The 26,949-nt window shown below is 69.1% G+C and carries 28 protein-coding genes, 1 tRNA gene and 1 pseudogene; 13 read left to right on the forward strand and 17 right to left on the reverse strand.

The features are described from left to right. Positions 1-198: 198 nt before the first annotated feature. The 3 genes from K1T34_RS08325 (at position 199) to K1T34_RS08335 (ending at position 4,922) form a co-directional block, all read left to right on the forward strand. Positions 199-2,358, forward strand: a complete 2,160-nt coding sequence (locus tag K1T34_RS08325; protein ID WP_220243709.1) for a phospholipase A2 — start codon at positions 199-201, stop codon at positions 2,356-2,358. Positions 2,359-2,807: 449 nt separating this feature from the next. Beyond that, a complete protein-coding gene (locus K1T34_RS08330; protein ID WP_220247061.1) occupies positions 2,808-4,244 on the forward strand; it encodes an LCP family protein in 1,437 nt (478 codons plus the stop codon). A 183-nt stretch (positions 4,245-4,427) separates the two neighbouring features. Next, positions 4,428-4,922 (forward strand): helix-turn-helix transcriptional regulator, encoded by a 495-nt coding sequence (locus tag K1T34_RS08335; RefSeq protein ID WP_220247062.1) that lies wholly within the window; start codon positions 4,428-4,430, stop codon positions 4,920-4,922. A gap of 231 nt (positions 4,923-5,153) precedes the next feature. On the opposite strand, the gene K1T34_RS08340 is transcribed toward K1T34_RS08335, so the two are convergent. After that, positions 5,154-6,614, reverse strand: coding sequence for an NAD(P)/FAD-dependent oxidoreductase (locus K1T34_RS08340; RefSeq protein WP_220243710.1), 1,461 nt, complete (start codon positions 6,612-6,614; stop codon positions 5,154-5,156). A gap of 70 nt (positions 6,615-6,684) precedes the next feature. On the opposite strand from K1T34_RS08340, the gene K1T34_RS08345 reads away from it, so the two are divergent. Together K1T34_RS08345 and K1T34_RS08350 are read left to right on the forward strand one after the other, a co-directional pair. Continuing rightward, on the forward strand, positions 6,685-7,284 hold the full coding sequence (locus K1T34_RS08345) for a TetR/AcrR family transcriptional regulator (RefSeq protein WP_255638397.1): 600 nt from the start codon (positions 6,685-6,687) through the stop codon (positions 7,282-7,284). 220 nt (positions 7,285-7,504) lie between these two features. Further along, entirely contained in the window at positions 7,505-7,981 is a 477-nt protein-coding gene (locus tag K1T34_RS08350) for a hypothetical protein (RefSeq protein ID WP_255638398.1), read from the forward strand. A 105-nt stretch (positions 7,982-8,086) separates the two neighbouring features. On the opposite strand, the gene K1T34_RS08355 is transcribed toward K1T34_RS08350, so the two are convergent. Beyond that, positions 8,087-8,308, reverse strand: coding sequence for a DUF3618 domain-containing protein (locus K1T34_RS08355; protein ID WP_220243712.1), 222 nt, complete (start codon positions 8,306-8,308; stop codon positions 8,087-8,089). Positions 8,309-8,430: 122 nt separating this feature from the next. Here K1T34_RS08355 and K1T34_RS08360 point away from each other — a divergent pair. Both K1T34_RS08360 and K1T34_RS08365 read left to right on the forward strand, forming a co-directional pair. After that, positions 8,431-8,504, forward strand: a tRNA-Leu gene (locus tag K1T34_RS08360). A 271-nt stretch (positions 8,505-8,775) separates the two neighbouring features. After that, on the forward strand, positions 8,776-9,159 hold the full coding sequence (locus K1T34_RS08365) for a hypothetical protein (RefSeq protein ID WP_220243713.1): 384 nt from the start codon (positions 8,776-8,778) through the stop codon (positions 9,157-9,159). 36 nt (positions 9,160-9,195) lie between these two features. Here the strand turns inward: K1T34_RS08365 and K1T34_RS08370 are convergent, their stop codons facing one another. Together K1T34_RS08370 and K1T34_RS08375 are read right to left on the reverse strand one after the other, a co-directional pair. After that, complete coding sequence (locus tag K1T34_RS08370; protein WP_220243714.1) at positions 9,196-9,759, reverse strand: hypothetical protein; 564 nt, start codon at positions 9,757-9,759, stop codon at positions 9,196-9,198. Then, complete coding sequence (locus K1T34_RS08375) at positions 9,756-10,274, reverse strand: PH domain-containing protein (protein WP_220243715.1); 519 nt, start codon at positions 10,272-10,274, stop codon at positions 9,756-9,758. Before K1T34_RS08375 ends, K1T34_RS08370 begins: the two co-directional genes overlap by 4 nt. 184 nt (positions 10,275-10,458) lie before the next feature. On the opposite strand from K1T34_RS08375, the gene K1T34_RS08380 reads away from it, so the two are divergent. After that, a protein-coding gene (locus K1T34_RS08380; protein ID WP_220239981.1) for an IS5 family transposase occupies positions 10,459-11,276 on the forward strand; the annotation gives its coding sequence in 2 pieces (ribosomal slippage) (positions 10,459-10,801 and positions 10,801-11,276; 819 coding nt in all). A gap of 480 nt (positions 11,277-11,756) precedes the next feature. On the opposite strand, the pseudogene K1T34_RS53155 reads toward K1T34_RS08380, so the two are convergent. The 3 genes and pseudogenes from K1T34_RS53155 to K1T34_RS08400 all read right to left on the reverse strand — a co-directional run. Then, positions 11,757-12,506 (reverse strand): annotated as a pseudogene (locus tag K1T34_RS53155) (RHS repeat-associated core domain-containing protein); the annotation flags it as partial. Between the two features lie 299 nt (positions 12,507-12,805). Beyond that, positions 12,806-13,801, reverse strand: a complete 996-nt coding sequence (locus tag K1T34_RS08395) for a VCBS repeat-containing protein (protein ID WP_220243716.1) — start codon at positions 13,799-13,801, stop codon at positions 12,806-12,808. A 150-nt stretch (positions 13,802-13,951) separates the two neighbouring features. Further along, positions 13,952-14,302 (reverse strand): hypothetical protein, encoded by a 351-nt coding sequence (locus tag K1T34_RS08400; RefSeq protein WP_220243717.1) that lies wholly within the window; start codon positions 14,300-14,302, stop codon positions 13,952-13,954. 210 nt (positions 14,303-14,512) lie between these two features. Here K1T34_RS08400 and K1T34_RS08405 point away from each other — a divergent pair, with 210 nt between their 5' ends. Then, positions 14,513-14,989 (forward strand): DIP1984 family protein, encoded by a 477-nt coding sequence (locus K1T34_RS08405; RefSeq protein ID WP_255638399.1) that lies wholly within the window; start codon positions 14,513-14,515, stop codon positions 14,987-14,989. Positions 14,990-15,316: 327 nt separating this feature from the next. Here K1T34_RS08405 and K1T34_RS08410 read toward each other — a convergent pair whose 3' ends face one another. Together K1T34_RS08410 and K1T34_RS08415 are read right to left on the reverse strand one after the other, a co-directional pair. After that, the gene (locus K1T34_RS08410; RefSeq protein WP_220243718.1) at positions 15,317-15,667 is read right to left on the reverse strand and encodes an antibiotic biosynthesis monooxygenase; all 351 of its coding nucleotides are present in this window, start codon (positions 15,665-15,667) and stop codon (positions 15,317-15,319) included. Between the two features lie 87 nt (positions 15,668-15,754). Continuing rightward, positions 15,755-16,201, reverse strand: coding sequence for a DUF1772 domain-containing protein (locus K1T34_RS08415; protein WP_220243719.1), 447 nt, complete (start codon positions 16,199-16,201; stop codon positions 15,755-15,757). A gap of 91 nt (positions 16,202-16,292) precedes the next feature. On the opposite strand from K1T34_RS08415, the gene K1T34_RS08420 reads away from it, so the two are divergent. Then, a complete protein-coding gene (locus K1T34_RS08420) occupies positions 16,293-16,871 on the forward strand; it encodes a TetR/AcrR family transcriptional regulator (protein ID WP_220243720.1) in 579 nt (192 codons plus the stop codon). 301 nt (positions 16,872-17,172) lie between these two features. Here the strand turns inward: K1T34_RS08420 and K1T34_RS08425 are convergent, their stop codons facing one another. Next, positions 17,173-18,012, reverse strand: coding sequence for a GNAT family N-acetyltransferase (locus K1T34_RS08425; RefSeq protein ID WP_220243721.1), 840 nt, complete (start codon positions 18,010-18,012; stop codon positions 17,173-17,175). A gap of 102 nt (positions 18,013-18,114) precedes the next feature. Here K1T34_RS08425 and K1T34_RS08430 point away from each other — a divergent pair, with 102 nt between their 5' ends. Beyond that, positions 18,115-19,452 (forward strand): NAD(P)-binding domain-containing protein, encoded by a 1,338-nt coding sequence (locus K1T34_RS08430; RefSeq protein WP_220243722.1) that lies wholly within the window; start codon positions 18,115-18,117, stop codon positions 19,450-19,452. A 5-nt stretch (positions 19,453-19,457) separates the two neighbouring features. After that, positions 19,458-20,672 (forward strand): MFS transporter, encoded by a 1,215-nt coding sequence (locus tag K1T34_RS08435; RefSeq protein ID WP_255638400.1) that lies wholly within the window; start codon positions 19,458-19,460, stop codon positions 20,670-20,672. Between the two features lie 4 nt (positions 20,673-20,676). Here K1T34_RS08435 and K1T34_RS08440 read toward each other — a convergent pair whose 3' ends face one another. Genes K1T34_RS08440 through K1T34_RS08460 form a run of 5 tightly spaced genes read right to left on the reverse strand, consistent with a single transcriptional unit; the run spans position 20,677 to position 24,608 of the window. After that, positions 20,677-21,018 (reverse strand): helix-turn-helix transcriptional regulator, encoded by a 342-nt coding sequence (locus tag K1T34_RS08440; RefSeq protein WP_220243723.1) that lies wholly within the window; start codon positions 21,016-21,018, stop codon positions 20,677-20,679. 23 nt (positions 21,019-21,041) lie between these two features. Next, positions 21,042-22,397, reverse strand: coding sequence for an FAD-dependent oxidoreductase (locus tag K1T34_RS08445; RefSeq protein ID WP_220243724.1), 1,356 nt, complete (start codon positions 22,395-22,397; stop codon positions 21,042-21,044). Beyond that, on the reverse strand, positions 22,394-23,500 hold the full coding sequence (gene arsB, locus K1T34_RS08450; RefSeq protein WP_304504309.1) for an ACR3 family arsenite efflux transporter: 1,107 nt from the start codon (positions 23,498-23,500) through the stop codon (positions 22,394-22,396). Before arsB ends, K1T34_RS08445 begins: the two co-directional genes overlap by 4 nt. Positions 23,501-23,532: 32 nt before the next feature. After that, on the reverse strand, positions 23,533-23,937 hold the full coding sequence (locus tag K1T34_RS08455) for an arsenate reductase ArsC (protein ID WP_220243725.1): 405 nt from the start codon (positions 23,935-23,937) through the stop codon (positions 23,533-23,535). A 29-nt stretch (positions 23,938-23,966) separates the two neighbouring features. Next, the gene (locus K1T34_RS08460) at positions 23,967-24,608 is read right to left on the reverse strand and encodes an arsenate reductase ArsC (RefSeq protein WP_255638401.1); all 642 of its coding nucleotides are present in this window, start codon (positions 24,606-24,608) and stop codon (positions 23,967-23,969) included. Between the two features lie 114 nt (positions 24,609-24,722). Here K1T34_RS08460 and K1T34_RS08465 point away from each other — a divergent pair, with 114 nt between their 5' ends. Beyond that, entirely contained in the window at positions 24,723-25,124 is a 402-nt protein-coding gene (locus tag K1T34_RS08465; protein ID WP_220243726.1) for a helix-turn-helix transcriptional regulator, read from the forward strand. Between the two features lie 146 nt (positions 25,125-25,270). Here the strand turns inward: K1T34_RS08465 and K1T34_RS08470 are convergent, their stop codons facing one another. Then, positions 25,271-26,089 carry an alpha/beta fold hydrolase gene (locus K1T34_RS08470; RefSeq protein ID WP_220243727.1) on the reverse strand — a complete coding sequence of 273 codons (819 nt, stop codon included), beginning with the start codon at positions 26,087-26,089 and terminating at the stop codon, positions 25,271-25,273. A gap of 190 nt (positions 26,090-26,279) precedes the next feature. Then, positions 26,280-26,792 (reverse strand): cupin domain-containing protein, encoded by a 513-nt coding sequence (locus K1T34_RS08475; protein WP_220243728.1) that lies wholly within the window; start codon positions 26,790-26,792, stop codon positions 26,280-26,282. Between the last annotated feature and the right edge of the window lie 157 nt (positions 26,793-26,949).

Below are 26,949 nucleotides of genomic sequence, written 5' to 3' on the forward strand. Positions count from 1 at the left end.
GGACCGGCGACCCCCCGAAAACGGACGGCGAATTCAGTCGGAGCTCGCTCTCCGTGACCGAAAGTCGCGAAAAAGGGACTGTGATGCAATTCACCATCCCCTGAAATATGGTGCCCGGCCCGAACCCGGGGAGATCCCCACCCCTTCCGGGGGTCATCCCCATGCCGCCGCACGGGCGGGGCTGGCACCCTTGAGCGCATGCCCGCCTCCGACGACCGTCCTCCGGCCGCCGCTCGCGCCCGCCGTCCCTGGTCGACGTCGGGCTGGCTGCTGCTGGTGCTCTTCGTCGTCTTCGGCTTCGGGCTCATCGCCTCGCGCCCGGCGTCACCGCCGGACCAGGGACCGCCGACCGGCGACGTGCTGGCCGCGCAGAACGCCATCGCCGCGCTGACCCACCCCGGCCCGCAGCCCACCGCGCTGGCGCTCCTGCCCGAGGACTTCACCGCCGTCAGCGGCGTGACGCCGGGTGCGCTGGCGGCGCGCGACGGGACCGTTCGCGCCGTCCACGTCGACGGCGGGTGCTCCACCCCTTGGGGCGACGACAACACCAAGTGGGACTACGCGGTGCCGTGCAAGGCCCACGACCTGGGCTACGACCTGCTGCGCTACGCGGACAAGAAGGGCCACCCGCTCGACCAGAGCGTGCGGGCCTCACTCGACGCGCGGCTGTCGCAGGACATGCACCACGCGTGCGTGGTGAACCCGATGGGCTCGCCGGGCACCTGCCAGGTCGTCGCCACGCTCTACTCCGCCGGGCTCGTCGTGAACTCGTGGCACCAGCGGTGGGGACCGCCGGTCGCGGACCCGATCGGGCCGATGGTCGCCGGCGTCCTCGTGATCGGCTGCCTGCTCGTGTTCCGGCTGCGCGGCTGGCACACGGCCCGGCGCGTCACCCCGCGACCCGCTCGCGCCGCGACCGGTCCTCCCACGCGCTGGGCCGTGCTCGGCGCTGCCTCGGCCGTGCTGCTCGTGCTCGGCGAATCGGCGACGGCGCTGGCCGACTGGGCGGGCGCGCCCGAGTCCGCGTGGTGGCCGCTGACGTGGCTCGCGCAGCTCACGCCGCTGCTGTTCTTCGCGGGCGGCTACGCGAACGTCACCGGCTGGCTGGCCGAACGCGACCGCGGCTACCGCCACTACCTCGCCGAGCGCGCGAGCCCGCTGCTCCGCCCCGCGTTGATCTTCGCTGTGGTCGCCCTGCTCGTCCCGCTGGCGCTGGAGCTGCTCGGCATCCCCGCAGGCACGAACGCGACGGTCATGCGGATCGCGCTGCACCCGCTGTGGCTGCTGGGCGTGTACCTGCTGACGATCGTCTGCGCGCCCGCGCTGCTCGCGCTGCACCGCCGCGCCGGGCTGTGGTCGGTGGCCGGCCTGCTTGCGCTCGTCGTCGCGGGCGAGGCCGTCGCGGCCTGGTCCGGCTCGCCGCTGCCCGGTTACGGCGCCACCCTGGCGCTCGCGCTGCTGGCCCAGCAGGTCGCGTTCGCCCACGCCGACGGGGTGCGGCTCCCCCGGCCGGTGCTGGCAGGCGCCGCCGTGGCCGGGGTGGGCGCGCTGGCCGTGGCCACCTTCGCGCTCGGCGCGTCGCCGATCCTGCTGGGTAGCCCGGGCGCGCCCGCCGCGTTGTCAGCGCCGCCGTGGGAAGTCCTGCTGCTCGGCGTGACCCAGCTCGGCTTGGCGGGCCTGCTCGGCGGACGGCTGGTGCGCGTCGCGGCGCGGCCGCGGGTCAGCCGCGCGACCGGGTTCGTGCTGCGGGCGCCGATGAGCCTGTACCTGGCGTTCCTGGCGGCGATGCTGCTGCTCGTCGCCGTCGTCTACCTGCCGGGCCCGATCGCCGACGGGCTGAGTTGGCTCGTAAAGCCGCGCACCGCGATGGCGATCGCGCTGCTGCTCGTGCCGGCGGGGTGCGTGTTCTGGTGGTTCGAACGCCACCCGCGCGGCCACGGCGAACCCGCGCCGCCCCCGCCGAGACCCCGCACGGCCACCGGCTGGCGGCCGGTGCTGCTCACGAGAGCGGCCGCCGCGCTCGGCATCGGCTTCGCGACACTCGGCGTCTTCGGGCTCGCGCTGGCCCGCTTCGGCGACGTCGCCGCCGATGCCGATTTCCTCGGCCTGCACCTCGACCCGGTGCAGAGCCTCGTGCACCTGCTTCTCGGCGTGCTCCTGCTGCACACCGTCCGCACGGGCGCCACCGCGTCGGCGGGCACGTGGTTCGTCTGCGCGCTCGCCTGTGGCCCGGCGCTGATGGTCTCGTCGGCCGGCCCGCCGACCGTGGTCCTGCACGCGGCGACGGCGGTGTTTGCGCTGGTCGCGGCCGTTTCGTGCCTGGTTCCCCGGCGCCGCGCTGCGAGCGCGACTTCTTGACGAGAAACTCGAAACGCGACACGCACACAACCGGCCAGGCGAACGCGCCCGGTTTGGCGGACCATGGGTGGTGCAGGCCACACCGGCCGGGGGAGGTGCGAACCCGCCGCAACCCCGTCCCGGCACCATGCGTCTTCAAGGTCCGGGGAACCGGACAGTGACAGGCAGAAGGACGAGCAGAAGGAGCGGACCGCGTGGATCACCCGCCTCGGAACGGGCAAGGCGACCGACGCCCCGCCCGCCCCTGGCAGGACCCGCCGGGGCGCGCGAGCGGACGCCGGGTGCCGCCTCCCGCCCGTGACCGCGCCGAGCCGCGCGGCCCCCGCGACGCCGAGCACCGCCCGTCGCGTCCGCCGCAGCGCCGGTCCGGCCCGCCGCCGCGGCGCTCGAGCCGGCGCGGCTCGCACCGCGGCGCGAAGATCACCCTCGCCGTGGTGTCGCTGCTGGTCATGGCCTTCACCGGCTACGCGTGGGCGTCGCTGCAGGGCCTGGTCAACGGCCTGAACTACGCCGACGTGATCAATCCTCAGTCAGGCGGTGACCAGCCCGCCGACGGCGCGCGCGACATCCTGATGGTCGGTCTCGACAGCCGCACCGACGCACAGGGCAACCCGCTCTCCCCGCAGCTGCTCGCCCAACTACACGCGGGCGAGGCCGACGGCGAGCTCAACACCGACTCGCTGATCTTCGTGCACATCCCGAACGACGGCAGCAAGGCCGTCGCGATCTCGCTGCCGCGCGACTCGTACGTGAACATCCCCGGCTTCGGCGAGCACAAGATCAACTCCGCGTACCCCCGCGCGATGCTGCAGGCGCGCAAGGACCTGCAGCAGCAGGGCGTGACGGACCCGAAGGAGCTCGACGTCAAGGCCAACCAGGCCGGCGCGAAGGAGCTCATCACCACCGTCGAGGCGCTCACCGGCTCGACGATCGACAACTACGCGGCGATCAACCTGCTCGGCTTCAGCGAGATCACGCAGGCCATCGGTGGCGTCGACGTGTGCCTCAACAACAACGTCGACGACTCCTACTCCGGCGCGAAGTTCACCAAGGGCGTTCACACGATCTCCGGGGTGCAGGCGCTGGAGTTCGTCCGGCAGCGCCACGGCCTGCCGCGCGGTGACCTCGACCGGGTGGTGCGCCAGCAGGTGTTCATGGCCGGGATGGCGCGCAAGGTGCTCTCGGCCGGCACGCTCACCAACCCGGGCAAGCTCAACGCGCTCATCGACGCCATCAAGAAGTCGGTGGTCCTCAACCAGAACTGGGACATCTTCAGCTTCGCCCAGCAGATGAAGGGCCTCACCGGCGGACAGCTCGAGTTCCGCACGATCCCGGTGGAGAACGTCGCGTACAAGACGCCCAGCGACGGCGACGCCATCAAGGTCGACCCGCAGGCCGTGAAGATGTTCGTGCAGGGCCTCGCCGGTCCGCAGCCCGGCCAGCAGGCTGGTCAACAAGAACAGGCGCCGCCGGCGAACGACGCGAACAAGGGCACCACCGTCGACGTCCGCAACGCTTCGGGCCGCACGGGCCTGGCCGCGAGCGTGTCGAAGCAGCTCACCGGCAAGGGCTTCACCGCGGGCGACACGGCCAACGCGACCTCGCGCAAGACCACCGTGATCTGGGTGCCCTCCGGCGGCGAGGACTCCGGTAACGCCGTGGCCGACGCGCTCGGCACCAAGGCCACGGTGCAGGAGGACAAGAGCGTCGGCGCCGGTCACGTGATGGTGTTCCTCGGCTCGGACTACCAGCCGAGCGCCGACAACGCCGGCTCCGGTGCGCCGGCCGGCTCGGCCAACGCGCCCGCGTCGTCCCCGGCACCCCCGCCGGCCGCCGGCGACGACCAGAAGCCGATCACGGCCGACGGCGTTCCCTGCGTCAACTGACCTGTTCAGCGCACCGCGGTTCCTCCGTTCGGAGCAGTCTGCGAAATCGTCACCAAAGACTTGCCCGAAACCGCGTAAGGAAAAGCGCACTGCCCACTTTCATACACGTGAGACGTGCACGCGTTCGCAGTCACGAGAGCGGACGCCGCGTGTGAGAGCGTGAGCAGGGCAGGGGACGAGGAAGTGGTGATCGACGCTGAGCACTACCAGCGGATACTCGGTGACGAGCTCCGCAAGCTCCGGCGCAGGCGAGGCTGGACGCGCAAGGAGCTGAACACGCATCTGCAGAGTGAGATCTCCCTGCAGACGCTGGCGACGTACGAGCTGGGCACGCGGCAGTGTTCTGTGGTGCGCCTGGTCGAGCTGTGCGTCGCGATGGACGAGCTGCCCCAGGACCTGCTGGCCAAGGTCCACCGGCGCGTGTTCGTGGAAGAGCCCGGACGCGTGCGGGTGGACCTGCGGCGAGTGGTGGCCGAGGCCTCGCCCGAGCTGCTGCCGCTGCGCCGCTGGGCCGAGGACCGGCTGCGCCGCGGCGATCCGGGAGCCGGCGCGACCACGGTGAGCTCGGGCCCGGCCGAGGTGTCGCTCGACCTGGCCGCGCTCGAGCGGATGGCCGAGCTGTGCGACCTGCAGGTCGTCGACCTGATCAGCCATCTGCGCAAACTCGCACCCGCCTGAGCCACGGGCGGAGCTGACCCGGGCCGGTTCGCCGGTCCCGGCCGGGGGCTTTCGCGTTGTCGAGGGTCGCGAAAGCCCCCGCCCCCTCATCCCTGACCCGAGCACGCCCACCGCCGTCCGTGGGCTTGTTCGGCGCGCCCTCCTGCCCTCCCCACAAGCTACGAAGGGGACTTTCGCGCCTCCTCCCCTGCCGCGAAAGTCCCCTTCGTACCCCTTTTGTGCCCTGCCTTGTCAGCCCAGCAGCTCGTAGTCCTCCCGGCGGACCGTGCGCGTGTCGAGCCAGTACCGCCACGTGAAGCCGGGCCAGATCGTGCGGTTCACGCCCTTCGCGTCGAGGTACCAGCTCTTGCAGCCGCCCTGCGTCCAGATCCCCTTCGCGAGCTTGCGCTGCACGTCGGTGTTGAACGCCTCCTGCGCCTGTGGCCGCGGGTCGATCGCGCGGTCGCCCGCCAGTCGCAGCGCCTGCGCGATGTAGGAGATCTGGGACTCGATCATGAACACCACGGAGTTGTGGCCGAGTCCGGTGTTCGGGCCGAGCAGGAAGAACAGGTTCGGGAACCCGTTGACGGTGATGCCGAGGTGCGTGCGCATCCCCTCGGCCGCCCACTCCTTGGCGAGGTTGCGCCCGTCGCGGCCGACGATCTCCAGCGTGTCGAACGCGTCGGTGACGTGGAAGCCGGTGCCGTAGATGATCACGTCGACCTCGTGCTCCACGCCGGCGGCGTCGACCACGCTGTGCTCGCGGACCTCGGTGACACCCTCGGTGACCAAGTCCACGTTGTCCCTGGCCAGGGCCGGGTAGTAGTCGTTGGAGATCAAGACGCGCTTGCAGCCCATGGTGTAGTCGGGCGTCAGCTTCGCGCGCAGAGCCGGGTCGGCCACGGCCTGGTTGATGTTGCGCTTGGCGATCCGCTGGCCGAGCTGCATCACCCACGGCTGGCCGTTGAAGCCGATGGCGCGGGCCTCGAGCATCCAGTACAGGACGTCGCGATAGGCGCGCTGCGCGAGCGGGACCGCCCTGAACAGGCCGCGGGCCCAGCCGGGCATGTCGTGGTCGGCTTTCGGCATCACCCACGGCGGGGTGCGCTGGAAGAGCGTCAGGTTCTCGACCTGCCCGACGATCTGTGGCACGAACTGCACCGCGCTCGCGCCCGTGCCGACCACGGCGACGCGCTTGCCGGTGAGGTCGACGCCGTGGTCCCACTGCGCGGAGTGGAACGCCGGCCCGGCGAAGTTCTCGATGCCGGGCAGGCGCGGGATCTGCGGCCGGTGCAGCGCGCCGACGCCCGCGACCAGGGCCTTGGCGACGAACTCGTCGCCCGACTTGGTGGTGACGTGCCAGCGGTTCTCGTCGGCGTCCCAGCGTGCGCCGGTCATCTCCTGGCCGAAGCGCAAGAAGCGGCGCAGGCCGTACTTCTCCGTGACGCCGCGCAGGTAGCTCCAGATCTCGGGCTGCGGCGAGTAGGCGCGCGACCAGCCGGGGTTCTGCTCGAAGGAGAACGAGTACATGTGCGACGGGATGTCGCAGGCGCAGCCGGGATAGCTGTTGTCGCGCCAGGTCCCGCCGACGTCGTCGGCCTTCTCGAGGATCACGAAGTCTTCGCGGCCGTCCTTGCGCAGCTGGATGGCCATGCCCAGGCCGGAGAACCCGGTCCCGACCACGATCACCCCGGTCTCGGTGCGGTTGCCCATGCGCCCTCCTGTTTAGTGTTACTCGGAGTCCATCCTACTTGGAGTAGGTTACTGGCGGTAGAGTGTTCTCGTGACCACCGCGAAACGCAAGCGCGTGCCCCGGGCCGAGCGCGAACGGCAGATGATCGAGGTCGCCGAACGAGTGTTCACCGAGCGCGGCTACGGTGCGGCGTCGATGGACGAGATCGCCGAGCTCGTGGGTGTGTCGAAGCCGATGCTGTACGAGTACTTCCACTCCAAGGAAGGCCTGCTGCTGGCATGCATCCGGCAGTCGCGGGCGGCGCTGCGCGAGGTGACCGAACAGGCGACAGTGGGCGCGGTTTCCGCCGAGGACGCGCTGCGCCGCGGGCTGCTGGCGTTCTTCGTCTTCATCCGCGACCGCCGGGAGGCCTGGTCGCTGCTGCGGCACGAGATGGCACTGATCGGCACGCCTGCGGCCGACGAGATCGAGCAGACACGGCGGCAGCAGACGGACCTGATCGCGGCGTTGATGAGCGGCCACTTCGACGACTCGGACGAGCTGCGCGCCGAAGCCTCGGCCGAGTTCGTGGTCGGCGCGTGCGAGCGTCTCGCGATCTGGTGCGAGCGCTTCCCGGACGTGACACCCGAGATGGCGACCGACTACGCCATGAACATGCTCTGGTCCGGACTGTCACCGCGCGCCCGCTGAGGTGCGCGTGAAAATGCACGCGCGCTAGGCCATTCGGTCGTCACTCAGTGCGAATCCCCTCCCGTGTCTTGTGACACAGAGTTTCTTTACGGTATCGAGAACCCTGTAGAAAGACTGATGGACAGTCGCGGGTTGCGCGGGGGCGCAGAAATCACGTCATGAGTGTGCGGTGGCCGAGTCTCGGCCAGTGACGCATGCTGATGGCGAGAGGGGTGAGGTAGTGGAGACGATCACAGCGACGTACGCGCACGAAAACGACGACTGGACGATCACCGTCAGCGGCCGCGGCGGGGCACGGACCGCGAAAGCGCCGGGCATCATCGCCGCGCGTGACCGCGCGGACCAGCTCGTCGACGAGCTCGCCCCGGACGGGCGACCCACGGTCGTGCACCTGCTCAACGGGAGCGCCCTGGAGTTCACCAGCTCCTACATGACCGCGCGGCTCACCCTGCCGGACATCGAGCCGCTGGAGGTGCCGCCGTCGGGATCTTCGAAGCCGGCTGTTGCCGCCGCTTCGGCCTCGACTGGTGCTTCCTCCTCGGCTGGCGTTCCGGCTGCGGCTGCGGCCGGCGTTCCCGCTGCGGCCAAGCCTCAGCTTCCGCCGAGCAAGCAGCTGCCGAAGGAAGTCGAGGACCGCAAGGCCGAGGAGACGCCCGCCGTCCCCACCTCGAAGCCGACGGTCTCCCCGCGCGCCTGACACCGCCGTTCCTTCACGCCGGGCCAGTTGTCGCTTTGTCGATCTTTCATACCTGCATACGTCTGAGCGGACCCGTCTCCGGGCCCGCTCAGACGTATCGGTGGATCAGCGGAACAGCTTGCGGACCAGCAGCGCCAGGATCAACGCCCCGACGCCGATGAGCGGGTACTTGACCTTGGGGTTGTCCAGCTTCGCGCGGATGCCGTTCTTGGCTTGGTCCGCGAGCTTCTGGGGGTTGGCCTTGGTGCCCAGCTGGTCGAGCGTCGCCGTCAGAGCCGTCCTGGCCTGCTCGATCTCACGCTCGATGGTCTCGGGGTCGCGAGCCACGTGCCCTCCTCGCCGCGTCGGACTGTAGGCGCCCACGTTAGAGGACGACACCCCCCTCACGGCCACTGGCCACGCCGAGCCACCCCGAACGTGGCGCGCGCTACGATTCACCAGGCTTTCGCGGGGCCGTAGCCCAATTGGCAGAGGCACACGGTTTAGGTCCGTGCCAGTGAGAGTTCGAGTCTCTCCGGCCCCACAATCGAGACAGCACCCGAACACCCGCCTCCTTGGACAGGCGTGCTCGAGATGCGTCCCGATCGAAACGCCAGCGGTCATCGTCGCTGTATGCGGCGGTGGGCCTGGTCAGACGACGGGGCTGCGGCGTTCGAGGAAACGGTGTCGCACCAGGCGCCATCGCGTTGGGCGGAGTGTTCGTCCCGGCGCACTGGCCCAGCCGGAATCCCCAGCGGACCCTGGGCGTCGCGCTGGTCGAGGGTGCCGAACCGTACGACTGGCTCGACGCGGCCATGGAGCAGCGGATCCGCAAGCTGTTCAAGCGGATGAGCTGGTTCATGCCGCTGGTACGCCCGACCGGCCTGACCCCGAAGATGACCGCCGAACAAATGGCGACCTGCAACATCGAGCTCGGCCGGTTATCCCGCGAACGCGAACTCGGCCCCGTCCTCGACGCCATCACCGTCCCGACGCGATACGTCCTCGCGTCAGGCTCATCCTTCGGCAGCAAGGGCGACGAGCAGGAACGCATCCGCGCCGCCGTCGGCGCGGTCACCGCCCGCAACCCGACCATCCAGGTGAGCGCGAAGGTCACCAGCAACCACGCCGCGATCCTGAAGAAAGACTTCCGGGCCGTCGCCAAGGCCGTCCACGAAGTCGCCGCCATCGATGGTTGACAATCAGCGCCGAGGCGTCTTCGACAGCAGCCACCGTCAAGCCGGCTTCTGCGCGTCGAGTCGCGGACGACGTCGGGATTGTGGCCGTAGGGCGAACACGACGGTACCTGCCGCGGTGTTCAGAGCGAGGGAGATCGCGGCGAACAATCTCCGGTTCTCGGCCTGGGCGTGGAGATACTCGCCTGCGGTGATCGGGAAGTCACCGGTGCGGGTGTCCATGATGTAGCCGCCAGGGGTGGTCTCGGGGACACCGTCGGGCACCTGCGGGCCGGTGAGCACAGCGACGATGGCGGCGCCCACGATGACGACCGGAGCACCCCACCGCAACGCAGCAGGAAGCAGCCGCAGAAGGCGAGGCGCGATCGTCGCGACAGGCAACTCGGAGCGACGCAGGGCAACTGTCGCAACGACAATCGCGACCACGGGAAAGATCCCGACGACAGCCGTGAACAACACCGGACCCGGCAGATGCGGCGCGCCGGAGAGGAACGAGTCGACGAAAACGGCCAGGGAGGCGCCCAACGCCAGCGCGCACCACAGCGCGATCAGGCGCACGGCCAGCCCCCCGCAGTCGATCGATACGATGTTTTTCTCGGTCATAGACGGGTTTTCCGCGGTCGTGGGATTCCGTCGCCGATGCGGATGTCCCAGCCGACCCCGAACAGGCCGCCGTTGTTCGGATTGATGATCCGGACAGTGACACCGCGGGCCGTGGCATGGGTGTCGAGAGCATCAAGCAGGATCTGACGCGAATTCGCGCCAACCCACGCAGTCGCCGCGGAGGTCGGCGAGAGCGTTCCGTCGGCAAGCTCGAACGCGATGCCGTGTTTGCGGCCATACGTACCGAGCCCGATCGGGAGCGTGGCGGCGACTTCGTCGGCGGCGGTGATGCGGGCACCCCAGCGTTTGATCGTCACGGCGCTGAGGTCGTTCCAGGCGTAGCTCCGGCTGCGAAACAGATTGCGGAACCGGACACCGCTGTCGTCGACCGTGATCCGGACCCGGGACGAGAACGCCACACCGGCAAGCGCGAGCACCACTGCCAACGCACCGGCCGCGATGTTCGTGATGCCGGGCGACGCGCCGAAATATGTCACCATGGCGGCCAGTTTCACCACGAGTGCGCTCGGGCCGAGACACATACCCAAGGCCACGAGCCTCGAGCCCACAGGGTGGAAAGTCGTCATCGCTGGTTCACCCACCGAATAGTAGCCAGGTGTAGGTGGGCCCGTTCCAAAAACCCATCCCTAAGAGCGTGTCTTACGTGGTGATCGGTCGTTGGTGAGTGATGATCTTGCTGTGGTTGATCGGTTGTCGTTGCGGTTGGTGCCGGATGAACTGTGGGAGCTGGCGGAGCCGTTGATCCCGGTGTTCGGGCCGCGTCCGCAGGGCGGTGGCACTGCCCCGGTGGACGCTCGCGCGGTGTTCACGGCGATCGTGTACGTGCTGACCAGCGGGTGTGCATGGCGGGATCTGCCGCCGTCGTTCGGGGTGGCGTTCCAGACCGCACACCGCCGCTTCGGCCAGTGGACCAAGGCCGGGCTGTGGCGGCAGTTGCACCACGCGCTCTTGGATGAACTCGGCAGCGAGGGCCTCATCGACTGGAGCCGCGCGATCGTGGATGGTGCCTGCGTGCGGGCGAAAAGGGGGGATCTATGACCGGTCCCAGCCCGGTGGACCGCGGCAAGCCCGGCTCGAAGATCCACGCCCTGTCCGACCGCGCCGGGCTGCCGCTCGCAGTCGCGGTCTCCGCCGCGAATACGAACGACTCCCATGCGCTCAAACCACTGGTGATGGCGATCCCGGCGATCAAATCCCGCCGCGGTCCCCGTCGGCGCAAGCCGGCCAAGCTGCACGCCGACAAGGCCTACGACCAGCCCGGCTTGCGGTGCTGGGTCCACGACCGCGGCATCAAGGTCCGCATCGCCCGCAAAGGCGTCGAATCCAAGGACAAGCTCGGCAAGCATCGCTGGGTGATCGAGCGGACCATGGCCTGGTTCACCGGATACCGACGCCTGACGCTGCGCTACGAACGCAAAGCCGAGCACTTCCTCGCCTTCCTCATCCTCGGAGCCAGCCTCACCTGCCACAAGAAACTCCGCAAACTCACCACATGAGACACGCTCTAAGCCGAAAGCGAGGCCGAACACGTTGACGAATCCGTCGTCTGAGGGACCCCACGAATAGGAGGCACCGAACGGTCCGAGGCCGGATCCGGAGACGGACCCGAAGCCCGCCTTGAGATCGCTGATTTTCTTGGCGTTCGAGGTGAACCCCGTGAGACCGACTTCCTCGCTGACGCCGAAAATGATCCCGCAGCTTGCGGTGACTCCGATACTGGACCCCGTGGCCGCGAGGCAGACGCTGCCAGTGACTCCCACCCCGGCAGCGAGGGTGCCACCCAAACAGACGCCGCTGGTGCCTTGGCTGAAGGGGTGAGCCTGGTTCCAGGCCGCGTCCGCGCACCCGACATCGGCGTTGAATCGCGGGCAGCGGTTCGGGTCCGGCGTCTGGGTGGGCGCCTTGCAATCTCGGGCGATCAGAGCCGGGTCGTGCTTCTCTTGCGCGTACGTGCAGAGGCTGGCCAGTCCTCCGGGGTCGCTGGCGTTGACGGGGTTGTCGCCGGCGTAGGCGTAGGCCGCGTGGGTGGTGTCGACGTCGGGGTCGACGGTGAGGAACGTGGCGCTGGTGGGGTCGTAGTAGCCGGCGTGCAGGTAGAGGAATCCGGATTCGCTGTCGAGGTACTGGCCGGTGTACTGCAGCGAGGTGGTTGCGGTCCCGGTGTGGGAGGGCGTGCCGTAGGGGCTGTAGGCGTAGGTGGCACCGACGGTTCCGGTGTTGGTCAGCAGCGCGACGGTGGAGCCGATGTTGTTGTGCACGAACCAATTCGTGCCCGTCGGTCCGGTTTGTTCGATCGGCAGTCCGTCAGGGCCGTAGAGGTAGGCCGTCGTGCCGTCGAAGAGCAGGTTGGGGCTGGTTGATCCGTCCCACGTGAACTCGGTGGTCGAGGTCGCTGTGCTTTTCGAGGTGCGTTGTCCGAGCCCGTCGTAGTTGTAGGTGGAGGTCCCGGTGGGGCCGGTGAAGGTGGTGAGGTGTCCGGCTTGGTCGTAGGATGGTGACCTGCGCGGTACTGCTGCCGGGGTTCGAACCCGCGCTCGATCGACCGCTGGCCCGGCGAGCGGAGCGACCCGGCCTTGCGTACTCAGCCGAAGGCCCAAGTCTGAGGCGCTGCCGAAACCGAACCAGAAGACCCGCCCAGCCGAGCGCACGATGACCGTGTCAGCACCGGCCACAGTTGCCGGCTCCATGCCAGACGGTGCGGGCCAGACGATTGTCACACCGGTCATCAGGCGTCACCGCCCGGTCGCCCGAACGGAGCAACGCCCGTCGGCATCCGCCGCGAATTCACCCTCTTGATCACGATCTCCGGCCCCTCGACGAGGATCGAAGAGTTCGGATTGTGTTGCGTTAGGCCCACAACCCCGAAGCATCGGTAGCCCCTTCGAGCCTCTTGACCTGCGGATTTACGGCTCGAAGGGGTTACCGATCGCAACTCGCGAAGTGTGACACAACACGAAGGCCACACCCGACAAGCCTGACTCGGCCCACGGCATAGGCGTCGGATGTCGTGCTGGACTCCTGAGTCCTACTGCGAGCGCAACACCCAGATGTCGGTGTCGTTCACCGCGACGAGGTCGGTATCGCCGTCACCGTCCACATCGGCCGTGAGGGTGTCCCTGGTGCCGGAGAACGAGCCCGCGTACCACACTTCGGGCGCGGAATAGCCTGCACCGGTGGAGCGCATAACCTGCACGTCGGTGTCGTTGACGGCGATGAGGTCGGCCTTGCCGTCGGCATCGATGTCCCCGGTGAAGGTTTTCTTGGTGCCGTGGAACGGCGCGGTCGACCACTGCTGCGGCGAGGTGACGAACCAGCGGGTCTCGGTGGTGGCCGGCACCACGCGCGTACCGCCCGAGTCGACGAGGATGCAATCGGCCAGGCCGTCACCGGTCGCGTCCGCCGCCAGTGTCGCCTTCTCTCCGCGGAGGGTGTCCGGACCCCACGCTGTCAATAGCAGCATCGTGGTGCCGTTCGACCTGGCCGCCAGTGCTGGGGTCCCGGCGGACAAGCCGATCACGTCGGTACCCCCGTCGCCGTCCAGGTCCGCCGTCAGGTTCGCCTGGTCGCCGGCGATGTTGTTGTCCAGCCACTGTGTGGGGAACTCGAACCGTTCGTCGCCGGGGTAGTAGATGCGCGACCTCGCCACGAAGATGCCCCGCACGCTCGGGGTCGCAATCGTGTGCGGCCGGACCGTGATGGCGTCCGCGCGGCCGTCGTTGTCCACGTCGCCGAGGAAGTATCCGTAGTACGGACTGTCGTCGAGGCTATTCGCGCACAGGCTCCAATCCTGCTGCGGCTGGAAGCCCGAGCCGGTCGACAGCTTCACGTAGCACGCGTTCTGGAAGGCGTTGAAGCCGGCGAGGTCGTCCTTGCCGTCGCCGTTGACGTCCCCGGCCCTGACCGCGACCTGCGCGGTGAACGGTCCGGTCGACCACTGCTCCGGCACGCCGGACGCCGCCGCCGGCGTGGTGAGGGTCAAGGGCAGCAGACCGGCGACACCGGCCATTACAAGAGCTCGCATCACGTCCCCTTCGTGTCGGCTTTGCCGTATTGAGGTCGCGCGCGCAGCCGGGAAACGTTACTGCGGCACGCTGTCCGCGCCAATGTCACGTTCTCGGGGTTTACGGTCTGGACCATGCGGATCGGCTACGGACACATCCACGGGGCCGACTCACCGAGCAGGCCTGGTGGGTAGGTCGAGGAATGCCAGCAGCCGCAGGACTCCGGCCAGGTGGTCGAGGTCGTGCCAAAGCGCGATCACGTCTTGTGGTCCGCGCTGGGCCGCGGCTGTCACTTCGGCAAAGTCGTCGCTGCTCTGGCCGCAGTCGAGGTGCGCTTCGGGACCTTGGTGGATGTCGAACGCGGCGGCCAGGTCCACGTTCCAGTAGTAGTCGATGGGCACGTCAGCCAGGTTGATCTGATCGCCGAATCGGCGCTGTATCTCGTCCAGCAGCAGGGAACAGGTCTGGCGGAGGTCGGCGAGTTTGAGCACTGGGTTTCTCTGCGTCACGCGCATCATCATCGTTCTCCTCACCCCCCGGCAATCACCGGGTCCACATCCGTCGCGGCTGCCGCGGCCCGGCAACGCAGGCCCGAGTGGGCCTGCATGGGCCCGATGACAGGGCCCCTGCCTTGGGAGGGGAGTCCGGCCGGCCCCGCAAAGGGAGCAGATTGACCCCGATGCCGCCAGGCCAGAGTAGGAACCGAAGTTGATCGCCGTTACCCTCGCGGCATGAGCGAGGAGATGAAGCTCGCGGAGGCACTGGCGCTGCGTGCTGACGCGGCAAAGCGGATCGAGCAGCTGCGCACGCGGATCGTCGCGAACGCCCGCTACCAGGAAGGCGAGCCACCGTCCGAGGACGCGGCCGAGCTGCTCACCGAGGCCGGGACCGTCCTCACCGAACTCGAGGCGTTGATCCGCCGCATCAACCGGACCAACGCGCAGACCCCGCTCGGCGACGGCACCGTCACCGACGCCCTCGCCCGCCGCGACATGCTGCGCCTGCGCCACTCCGTGCTCACCGGGGCGGCCGACGCCGCAGCTGGACGCGGGCAGGCTATGGGGCGCCAGCTGCGGTCCGAGCTGAGGCAGCTGGCCGCCCTCCCGGTGGCCGAGCTGCGCGAGCAGGCCGACCGCGTCGCCCTCGAGCTGCGCCACCTCGACATCGACATCCAGCGCACCAACTGGGAGGCCGACCTCCTCCACTGACCGGCGGCACGGAAGCAGGTAACCGCCCGGGGAAAGCGAGCACAAGCCGAGGGCCGGCGGCCAATCCGGCTCCTGGCGCGTGGCGGGCAACGCAGGGGTTCAATTCCCCATCGGACAGCGCAGCCCAGCACCGCGCACAGGTGACCGCGCACGCGGCACACCTCACCACCACGTGCTGGTTCCCCGGGAAGGCGAGGGCGGGTAAGGGGTATTCCGTGTCAGGACAGTGCCAGGGGGTCGGCGACCCGGCATGGTGCATGGATGCGTGACTGCCCGGGAGAAGGCAGGGCTTCTCCCGGCTGCCCTCCCCCGGCTACAACTGCCGTGTCATACGTCGATCTGCTCGAAGATGTGCGGGTACGACACGATGTCGTCTGGGAACTCCGCCGCCATGCGCTGGAATTCGGGGCTGCCGAACGCCGTGGCGAGAGCCTCGGTCGACTCCCAGGCCGCGACGTTCATCAGAAGTCGACTGTCCGCCGTTCCCTTGTGCATCTGCAGGGAGACGAATCCCGGCTGAGCCTTCATGAACTCCGCCTGCCTCCGAAAGAGGGCCAAGAACGCTTCAGCCCCCTCCTTCGGAACGAAGAAGGTGTTGACCAGGACGATGGGTCCGGTCTTCTCCTTGAACTGCGCGAACATCGGCGTATTCGGGTCCAGGCTCTGCAGCTTGGCCATTCTCGGCACTTCCTCTCTCTATCATCGGTCAGTGGGTGTCGCCGGCGCCCGCGTCCTGGGGTTAACCGGGCGGGTGAGCCCGCAGGCTCAGGTGAGAGCGGCGACCAGCAGGGCGAAGGCGGCGATGATGACGGCGACGCGGACGTAGTGGTAGCGGTCCCAGCGGTCCATCTGCTGCTTCCAGTCGGCGGGCCGGTTGTCAGCGGTCCACGTCTTGCCCCGATTGTTGATCGGGACGAGCAGCAGCAGCGACATGATCACGCTCACGATCAGCAGCGCGGCGGCGATGACGACGAGACCGGTTCCAGGGTGCTGCCATCCGGTAATGGTCCAGACCGCGCTCAGGACCAGCGAGCCGATGTACCAGAACGGCATGAGCGCGCCGAGCATCCGGCCCCCGTGGGAGCGGGCGGCCTGGTTGCTGTCGTCGGGGAGTCCGCTGAAGATCCGGTTCATGACGAAGGCGACGGAGAATTCCACCCCCACCATCACCCCGACCACCACGATGGTGACGACCTCGAGCGTGCCGAGCATGATGTCCCTCCAGAAAATCTAGTGTTGCTAGCTGCTGAGGCAACGCTAGTACTACTGCCGCTCGATTGTCTAGCGGTGCTAGACTTCAACCATGTCGGTACAGGAACGCAAGCAACGCGAACGGGCGGACCGCGAACGCCTCATCGTGGCGACGGCCCGCGAACTCGCCGAGCAGCAGGGCTGGGACGCGGTCACCACCCGCCTGCTCGCCGAGCGCATCGAGTACAGCCAGCCCGTCCTCTACAGCCATTTCCGCGGCAAGCGCGAGATCATCGGCGCCGTCGCCCTCGAGGGAGCCACCGAGATGGCCGCGGCGCTGCGGGCCGCGACCTCCGCCGCGGACGGCCCGCGCGCCCGGGTCACCGCACTCGCCCGCGCCTACCTCGACTTCGCCGAGCACAACCCGGCGGTCTACGACTCCATGTTCCAGCTCGACGGCGGCCTGATGTTCGCGAACGAGGACACCCCGGAGCCGCTGAAGGACGCCTTCGCCACTCTGCTGGAGACTCTCGGCAAGGTCGCCGGGGACGGCGTCCACCCTGGACTGTTCACCGAGGCGTTCTGGGCGGCCCTGCACGGGCTGGCCACCCTGACCCGAGCGGGACGGCTGCCGCCGGAGGACACCGAGCCGAGGGTGGAACTGCTGGTAGACCGGCTCGCTGTGCTTTGACGCGCGGTCCCGACGGGCACCCAGCCGACGGAGGCGTGCGCCTGAGCTTCGTTGAGACCCAAGCCGTCCACGTACCGGAACCAGCTGCGTTCATCGTCCACTGCTTGACGGTGCACGACCGCACACGGCCTTGATGATGATCGCCGACCCCTCGACCAGGACCGAAGAGTTCGGATTGTGTTGCGCTAGGCCCACTCCCCCGAAACACCCGAACACCTGCCGCTTTGGACAGTCGTGCTCAAGACGCGCCCCCGTCGACACGACAGTGTTGTGGGCGTCGCCGACGGCGGTGGTGGGCTGGTCAGCTGACGGGGCTGCGGCGTTCGAGGAAGACGGTGTCGTGCCATTTGCCGTCGCGCTGGGCGATGCGTTCGCGGATGCCGACGGTGCGGTAGCCGGCCGAGTGGTGCAGGGCGAGGCTGGCGCGGTTCTCGGTGAAGACCGACGTTTGCAGGGTCCAGATGCCGGCGTCGTCGGCGGCCATGACTTGCTTGCGCAGCAGGGCTTTCCCGACGCCGCGGCCGCGGTGGGTTTCGGCGACGTAGACCGACGTTTCGGCGACGCCGGCGTAGCAGTCGCGCGACGACACAGGGCTGGCGGCGGTCCAGCCGACGACCTGGCCGTCGGCTTCGGCGATCCAGCGGTGCTCGGGCAGCCACTTCGCGTCAAGACTCGCGCGCGTGGGGACGGTGGTGTCGAAGGTGGCGATGCCGGTGGCGAGGCCTTCGCCGTAGATGCGGCGCACGGCGGCCCAGTCGCCGGGTTCGAGGGCGCGGACGGTGACGTCGGCCGGGATGTCGTCAGGGCAGCAGGGGCGGGGGCCGAGCAGGCCCATGACGGCGTCGGCGGCGTGCGGGAGGCCGGAGCAGCAGGCTTCGTTGACGGTGACGACGGTGGCGGTGCCGATCTTCTCCAGGTGCACGAACTCGACGTCGGCCAGCTTGCGCACGTGGTGGGACGTGGTGGATTGGCTGGTGCCGAGGATCTCGGTGAGTGCGCCGACTGTCAGGCCGCGCGGGGTGGTCGCCACCGCGTGCAGCAGCCGCACGCGCACGGGTTCGGCCAGGCAGGCGAACCACTCGGCGTAGGTGGCGGCGTCCGTAGTGGGCAGGACCTGGGCCCGGGGCAGCGCGATCGGCATGCCCGTCAGTGTATCGATCCGAATCGATGGTTGCATCCATCGATTTGCGTCGATACAGTCCGAACCGTATTAATCGAGCCCGATCGATGGAGCGTGGTGGGGATGAGCGAGTTGCCGGTGGTGGTGGTCGGCGCGGGCCCGGTGGGGCTCGCGGCCGCGGCGCAGGTGTTGGAGCGGGGGCTGGAGCCGCTCGTGCTGGAGCGGGGGGATCGTGCGGGGGCGGCGGTCGCGGCGTGGCGCCACGTGCGGTTGTTCTCGTCGTGGTCGGAGCTGGTCGACCCGGCGGCGGGCCGGCTGCTGGAACCCACCGGCTGGATTCGCCCGGACAGCAGCGGTTACCCGACCGGCCACGAGTGGGCCGAGTCGTACTTGCGGCCGCTCGCCGACGCGCTCGGTGGGCGGGTGCGGTTCGGCGCCGAAGTCGTGGGCGTCGCGCGCCGTGGCCGGGATCGAGTTGTCGACAGCGGTCGCGACGCCGAGCCGTTCTCGGTGCACGTGCGGGCAGCCGACGGCGCCGAGGAGCGCGTCTTCGCGCGGGCGGTGATCGACGCGTCCGGCACGTGGGTGGGCGTGAATCCGCTGGGCGGTGAAGGGTTGCCGGCGATCGGTGAGGCCGCGGCGGCAGACCGGATCGTCTACCGCGTCCCGGATCTGGGTGATACGGCGACGCGTGACCGCTATGCCGGTCGGCACATCGTGGTGGCCGGCAGCGGGCATTCCGCGCTGACAGCGTTGGTGGCATTGTCCGGGCTGACCGAGCAGGACTCCTCGACGCGGATCAGCTGGGTGCTGCGACGTGGTGGAATCGGGAACACCTTCGGCGGCGGTGAAGCGGACCAGTTGCCGGCGCGGGGCGCGCTGGGGAAACGCGCGCAGGCCGCGGTGGAGGCGGGGCTGATCACGGTGGTGACCGGGTTCCGCACCGAGACCGTCGAGCGCGACGCCGCGGGCCGGCTGACGCTGGTGTCGGCGGCCGGGCAGCGGCTCGAGGAGGTGGACGAAGTCGTGACGCTGACCGGGTTCCGTCCGCAGCTGGCGTGGCTTTCGGAGATCCGGCTGGAGCTGGACCCGACGTTGCAGGCACCGGTGCGGCTGGCGCCGTTGGTGGATCCGAACGTGCACTCGTGCGGCACCGTCTACCCACACGGCGCCAAGGAACTCGCGCACCCGGAGCAGGATTTCTACCTGGCCGGGATGAAGAGCTACGGCCGCGCGCCGACGTTCCTCGCCCAGACTGGCTACGAGCAGGTCCGCAGCATCGCCGCCGAGTTGGCCGGGGACCACGAGGCCGCCGCGCGGGTGGAGCTGATCCTGGCCGAAACCGGGGTGTGCGGCGGCGCCGGGCTGTTCGACGATGAGGATTCCGCCGCTGGTGGCTGCTGCGGTCCGGCAGAGCCGGAGGTGCTGACGCTCTCGGCGCCGCCCGCGCACGGGAACTGAACCCGGTGACGACCGAGTCCACCACGCACCCGGGCACGTTGCCGGCGTCGGGACTGCGCCGCGTGCTGGCGGTCTTGTGCCTGACCGAGATCACCAGCTGGGGCATCCTCTACTACGCGTTCCCTGTGCTCGCCCCGGATATCGCCCGCGACACCGGGTGGCCGACCACGGCGGTGATCGCCGCGCTCTCGGGGGCGCAGTTGGTGTCGGCGCTGGCGGGGATCCCGGTCGGGCGGTGGCTGGACCGGCGGGGCCCGCGGGCGGTGATGACCGCGGGCTCCCTGCTCGCGGTTCCGGCGGTGATCGCGGTCGCGACGGCGCAGTCGCTGGCGTGGTTCATCGTCGCGTGGGCCGTGGTCGGGGCTTCGATGAGCGCGGTGCTCTACGCGCCCGCCTTCGCCGCCCTGACCCGTTGGTACGGGCCGCGGCGGGTGTCGGCGCTGACCGTGCTGACGCTGGCCGGCGGACTGGCCAGCACCGTGTTCGCCCCGTTGACCGCGCTGCTCGCGGCAGATCTGGATTGGCGCCGGACCTATCTCGTGCTGCTGGTAATCCTGGCGGTGATCACGGTTCCCGGGCACTTCTGGGGGTTGCGCGGGCCCTGGCCACACGCCGAGCACCACACCGAGCAGCATCAGCACGCCGATCCTTCACAGGTCGCGCGCAGCGGGGCGTTCCGCACGCTGGTGGTGGCGATGAGCCTGGCGACGTTCTCGGTGTTCGCCGTCGTGGTCAACCTGGTGCCGCTGCTGACCGAACGTGGCGTCAGCGTCGGCACCGCGGCGCTCGCGCTCGGCCTCGGCGGCGCCGGGCAGGTGCTGGGCCGGCTCGGCTACGCCACCCTCACCCGGCGCACCAGCGTTCGGACCCGCACCGCGCTGATCCTGCTGGCGACCTCCCTGACCACCGCCCTGCTCAGCGTGCTCACCTCCACCGCCGCGCTCATCGCGGCCGCGATCGTGGCGGGCATGGCGCGCGGGATCTTCACCCTGCTGCAAGCCACCGCGATAACCGACCGGTGGGGCGCCACGCACTACGGCCGCCTCAACGGGCTGCTCTCGGCGCCGATGACCATCTCCATGGCCCTGGCCCCGTTCGCCGGCGCCGGCCTCGCCACCCTGTTCGGCGGCTACACCCCGGCGTTCCTCGTCCTCGCCGCGGTGAACGTCGCCGCGGCTGTCCTGGCCCTCGCAGCCACCCCGGCTCGGAGAACTCCCTGATCTCTCAGGATCCAGGTGCTGCCAGCCGGCCGGCCAATCCGTCCAGCGCCGCGCCTCGCGGCCGGTAGTGGATCGAGGTGCCGCGGCGCGACGCCTCGATCAGGCCGGCTTCGCGCAGCACCTTCAGGTGGTGCGAGATCGTCGGCCCGGACAGCGTGAACGCCGCGGCCAGATCACTCACGGACGTATCGCCATTCGACGCGCAGATCAGCGACAGCAGCCGCAGCCGAACCGGGTCGCCCAGGGCCTTGAACCCGGTCGCCAGGTCTACGGCGTGCTCGGCCGACAGCGGCGCCTTCGCCAACGGCGCGCCGGAGGCGGTGGGCGGAGGCGTCGAGTCGGGCATCAGGTGATCTTCGCAAGGCGTTGTCAGTCGCCGTGCTGCTGGGTCCAGGCGTGGGTGGCGACCTGGACCGCGTCGTACGGGCTACCCAGGGGCGGGGTGTAGGAAAGGTCGAGGTCTTCGACGTCGCTGACGGTCATGCCGTGGTGGATCGCCGTGGCGAGGACGTCGACGCGTTTGTGCACCGAGCTGTCGCGGTGCCCGACCAGCTGTGCGCCCAGCAGCCGGCCGGTCGTCGCGTCGCCGGTGATGCGCAGGTGGATCGGGCGGGAGCCGGGGTAGTAGGCCTTGTGGTCGTCGGCGACCGTCTCGTGGGTGACGGGGCGGAAGCCGACGGCGTCGCGGTCGCGGACGCCGGTGCGGGCGATCGCGAGGTCGAACACCTTCACCACCTGCGTGCCCAACGAGCCGGCGAACCGGCGGGCGGCGCCGAGTGCGTTTTCCCCGGCGACACGGCCTTGTTTGTGCGCGGTGGTGCCCAACGGCAGGTAGGTGTCGGTGCCGAGGAGGCGGTGGTAGGTCTGCACGCAGTCGCCGGCGGCGAAGATGTGGTCGACGGTGGCGCGCATCCAGCGGTCGACGGCGATCGCGCCCCGCACGCCGAGCTTGACTCCGGCAGTTTCGGCGAGCGCGGTGTCCGGGTGGACGCCGACGACCACCAGCACCACGTCGGTGGTGCGGATGAAGCCGTCGCTGCCGTGCACCCGCAATCGGCCCGCGTGCCGTTCGACGCGGTGCACCGTGGTTCCGGTGTGCACGTCGACGTCGTGGGCCCGAAGTTCGGCGCGCACAAGAGCACCCAACTCGGAGTCCACAGTGGACAGAACTTCGGGAAGCGTTTCGACCAGGGTGACCGCGATTCCGCGGGCGCGCAGTGCATCGACCATCTCCAAGCCGACGTAGCCGGCACCGACAACCACGGCCGACTCCGGCTGACGGGCCAGGGTGTCGGTGAGGGTGAAGGTGTCCTCCATGGTGTGCAGCAGGTGCACCCCGTCAGCTGGGCCGAGCGTGTCGATCCCTTCGATGCGTGGACGGATCGGGACCGCGCCGGTGCCGATGATCAGCTCGTCGTAGGGCAGTTGGTGGCGGCCGTCGTGGTCCACGACGGTGACGGTGCGGGCGAACGGGTCGATGCGGGTCGCGCGGGTGTTCAGCCGCAGGCCCAGACCCGCGGTTTCGAGGTCGGCGCGGGTGCGGTGCGCGAGAGCGCGCCAGTCGGGGACCTCGCCGGAGACGTGGTAGGGGATGCCGCAGATGGAGAAGTTCGGGTAGGCGTCGGCCACCACGAGCGTGGGCCGCACGTTCGGGTCCAGTTCCTGGATGCGCAGACCCGCGCTGATCCCGGCATCGCTGCCGCCGATCACCAGCACGCGGGTCATGGGTGTTCTCCTTCAGCCTGCGGGGTCGGATCGGCCCAGCGCCGGCGCAGCCACAGGCTCACGTACACAAGGCCGACGAGCACCGGTACTTCGATCAACGGCCCGACCACCCCGGCCAGCGCCTGCCCCGAGGTCACCCCGAACACCCCGATCGCGACGGCGATGGCGAGCTCGAAGTTGTTGCCCGCGGCGGTGAACGCCAGCGTCGTCGTGCGCGAATAAGAGAGCCCCGCAGCTTTGCCCAGCAGGTAGCCGCCGCCCCACATGATCGCGAAGTAGGCCAGCAGCGGCAGCGCGATTCGCGCGACGTCCAGCGGGCGCGAGGTGATGTTGTCGCCCTGCAGCGCGAAGAGCATGACGATGGTGAACAGCAGCCCGTACAGCGCGATCGGCCCGACCTTGGGCAGGTACTTGCCTTCGTACCAGGTGCGGCCCTTGGTCCGTTCCCCGATGCGGCGGGACAGGTAACCGGCGGCAAGCGGGATCCCGAGGAAGATCACCACCGACAGCGCGATCTCCCACGGAGAGAACGAGATGCTCTGACTTTGCAGGCCCAGCCAGCCGGGCAGCAGGTCGAGGTAGAACCAGCCCAGTACCCCGAACATGATCACCTGGAACACCGAGTTGAGCGCCACCAGCACCGCGGCGGCTTCGCGGTCGCCGCAGGCGAGGTCGTTCCAGATGATGACCATGGCGATGCATCGGGCGAGGCCGACGATGATCAGCCCGGTGCGGTACTCGGGCAGGTCCGGCAGCAGTAGCCAGGCCAGCGCGAACATCAGCGCCGGACCCAGAATCCAGTTCAGCAGCAGGGAGAGCACCATCGTGCGCTTGTCACGCGTGACGGTACCGACCTTGTCGTAGCGGACCTTCGCCAGCACCGGGTACATCATCAGCAGCAGCCCGAGCGCGATCGGCAGCGACACCTGCCCGATCTTCACCGCGTCCAGCACGCCTTGCAGGCCGGGAATCACACTGCCCAGCAGCAGCCCGAGCGCCATCGCGACGATGATCCACACGGGCAGGAACCGGTCCAGAAAGGACAGTTGGCGCAGGACATCGCCCTCGGCCGGTGTTGTTGTGTTGTCAGCGGTCTGGGTCACGGACCGGGCCTCCAGAAGTCGGGACGGGGATGTCAGGCGTCGAGCAGTTCGGCCATCAAGGCGCGGACACGGCGGTCGATCTCGTCGCGGATCGGGCGCACGGCGTCCACGACCCGGCCGGCCGGGTCGTCCAGCGGCCAGTCCTCGTAGCGCTTGCCAGGGAACACCGGGCACGTGTCGCCGCAGCCCATGGTGATCACCACATCCGACGCCTCGACGTCCTCTGTGGACAGCTTCGTCGGGATCTCGGCGGCGATGTCCAGCCCCCACTCGGCCAACGCCTGCGCGGCGGCCGGGTTGACCTTGTCCGCCGGCTCCGAGCCCGCCGAGCGGACCGCGACCCGGCCCAGGGCGTGGTGCTGCAGCAGCGCCGCCGCCATCTGCGAACGGCCGGCATTGTGCACACACACGAACAACACTTCGGGCACTCGGGTCACCGTGTTTTTCCTTTCAGCACAAGGGAACGTCAAGACGACAGCTCGCCGAGCAGTCCGCGCACGCGGGCATCGAGCCCGTCGCGGATGTGGCGCACCACCGCCAACGGCTGCCCGTCCGGATCTGGCACATCCCAGTCGAGGTAGCGCCGGCTCGGGTAGATCGGGCACGCGTCGCCGCAGCCCATCGTGACCACCACGTCGGCCGCGCGGACCACCTCGTCGGTCAGCGGCTTCGGGTACGCGCACGTCAGCGAGATGTCCAGCTCGGCCATCGCCTCCGTGACCACCTCGGGAATTCCGCGCGACGGCCGTGAGCCGGCCGAGCGCACCGACACCCGCCCGAACGCGTGGTGATCCAGCAGCGCTGCCGCCATCTGAGAACGGCCTGCGTTGTGCACACACACGAACAACACCTGCGGCACCTCGACCCGCACCAAACCCGTCGCGCGCCCACGATCCAGCAGCCGCTCCCGCGCGAACCGGGCCGTGAGCGTCGGCAGATGGGTCTGCACCGTCGCCGTCGCCTCCAGCAACGTGTACGACTCGTGCACGAACCGGGCGACCATTTCCCGCGCGAACGTCCCGCGGAACCGGTCGGCCAGCTCGTCCACGATCCGCTCGACCTGGGCGTCCGCCTCGTGCGCGGGCAGGCCCCGAGCAGGCTGCACCATGACGCTCTCCTTGGATTGACTTATCTCGATCCAAGTGAACGCGATTGGATCGAACTTTGTCAATCCACGCGGTATGGTCAGATGGGAGACACGCACGACACGACGGGAGGGCGCATGACGATCGAGCACCGGACCCCGGTCCCGGTCACCCTTCTGCTCGCCGAGCCCGCCGCCGTCGTCGCCGAAACCGACGCCAGCGACGCGGCCAAGCTCTTCAAAGCCCTCGCCGACCCGCTGCGCATCCGGCTGGTGTCCCTCATCCGCCATTCACCCGGCGGCGAAGCCTGCTTCTGCGACCTCGCCGAAGAGTTCGACATGCCCCAGCCGACGCTGAGCCATCACCTGCGCGTCCTCGTGTCCGCGGGCATCCTCACCCGCGAACGCCGAGGCACGTGGAGCTGGTACAGCCTCGTCCCCGAGCCGCTGGAAACACTTCAGGCACTGCTACGGGCCGGCGGCCCACTGGTGGACCGCATCGCGCCCGTCGACGGCTCGGAGCGCGCGCGCCGCTGCTGACAGCGTCCCGACTTCCGCACCGGAATCGAGAATCTCGGAGGGTGCGGTCGCGATCGTCGCGTGGTTGCACCCTTGAGCGCATCCGAGGGCTCGTCGGCCGCCGCGAGCTTGGCCGCGTTGTACTCGCACGCGGCAGGGAAACCATCTCAGCTCTTGATGAACTCCAAGATATCGGCGTTGAGTTGTTCAGCGTGGGTGACGTACAGGCCGTGCCCGGCAGTGGGATATTCCCGGTAGACGGCATGGGGCACCAGTTTCCGGGTACGACGGCCGGTGACGTCGATGGGTGCGGACTGGTCGGCCACTCCGTGCACAACCAGCGTCGGAATGGTGATGTGACGCAGGTCAGGGCGGAAATCGGTGTGGAAGTTCGAGTTGAACATCGCGGCCGTCGCGAACGGCGATGGCGACAGGCAGCGCCGGATCTCATGCTCGATCAGTGCCGGTGAGACGTCGTTGCCCAGATGCGTGGCGAAATACCCCTGCGCTCGATCGGCGAACCACTTCGGCCGGTCCTTGCGCAACTGTGCCAGCGTCGCCTCATTGAGCGCCTCGGGAATTCCCTCGGGATTGTCCTCGGTCAATTTGAGGTACGGCAACGTCGACGCCAGGAACGCGACACGGGAGACCCGCTCCTCACCGTGCCGGGACAGATAGCGTGCGGCCTCGCCACCGCCGGCCGAGTGGGCGACGAGCGTGATGCCGCGCAGGTCCAGATGCTCGATCAGAGCGGCCAGATCGTCGGCGCCGGTGTCCGCGTCGTAGCCGGAGGAGGGGCGGTCGGAGCGGCCATGCCCCCGCCGGTCCAGCAGGACACACCGGAATCCCTGTTCGACGAAGAACGGGATCTGATACTCCCACATTTCGGCGTTCAGCACCCAGCTGGAGACGAACACCATCGGCGCGCCCGCACCGTAATCCTCGTATGACAGGCGGGTCCCGTCACCGGCGTCGAAGAAAGGCATTTTCAGCTCCTCACCATTGGTTTATGACCCAATGTTCGCTGAAGCCGAGAGGCCAGTCGATTACCTGGCAGGTAATGATTCCTGCGGCTGGTCCCGGGCCCGGCGGAGCCTGACGAATACCGCGGGTTCGGTCGAACGGCTGCAACGGGCCAAAGCCGCCCGTGCCGGACTCGGTCGGGCGGCACTGTTCTTAAGCTCGGCCTGGTTTGAGTGGGGTGAGCTGCTCGATGTCGTGGCGGAACCGCAGCGCTGCGATGGCGGGCTGGTCGGGAGGCCCGTCGGCGGTGAGTAGCTCGGCGAGTTCGCGCAGGTACCGCTCGTGGCCGGCCGGCGTGACGAGGAAGAGCATCCTGGCTGGTGCCGGGCAGGGGTTGGCGAAGGCGTGCGGACAGCCGGCGGGCACGTACATCAGGCTGCCCGGACCGCCCCGAACGACTCGTTGGCCGCTGGCGGACTCCCAGCGTTGCCAGTCGCCCGCGGTGCGAATTCGCGGCTCGAATGCGAGCAGGTCGAGTTCGCCCTCGATGATGTAGAACAGCTCTTCGGCCTCACCGTGCCGGTGCGCGCCCACGTCGAACCCCGGCCCGACGTCCGCTTCGAACACCGACCACCGGGCCGACTGGTCGGCACCGACTTTGAGTGTCATCCCAGCGGAAGTGATCGACTGCCCGGATCCGCTTGGCAGCACCAGTCCATCGGTCATCTCGTCTCCCCCACCGACTGGAAACGTCGAGGTCCCACCCCTGCTTCGCTCTAGGCGCCCGACCGTACAGAGTCGCCGAAGACAGCGCCGTCGTTACGCCTCGGCAACCACCCTGCTCGCGCTCACTCCTATGTCCGACGGCGGACTGCGCACCGAC

Origin of the sequence: Amycolatopsis sp. DSM 110486 (assembly GCF_019468465.1) — a bacterium.
GTDB lineage: Bacteria > Actinomycetota > Actinomycetes > Mycobacteriales > Pseudonocardiaceae > Amycolatopsis.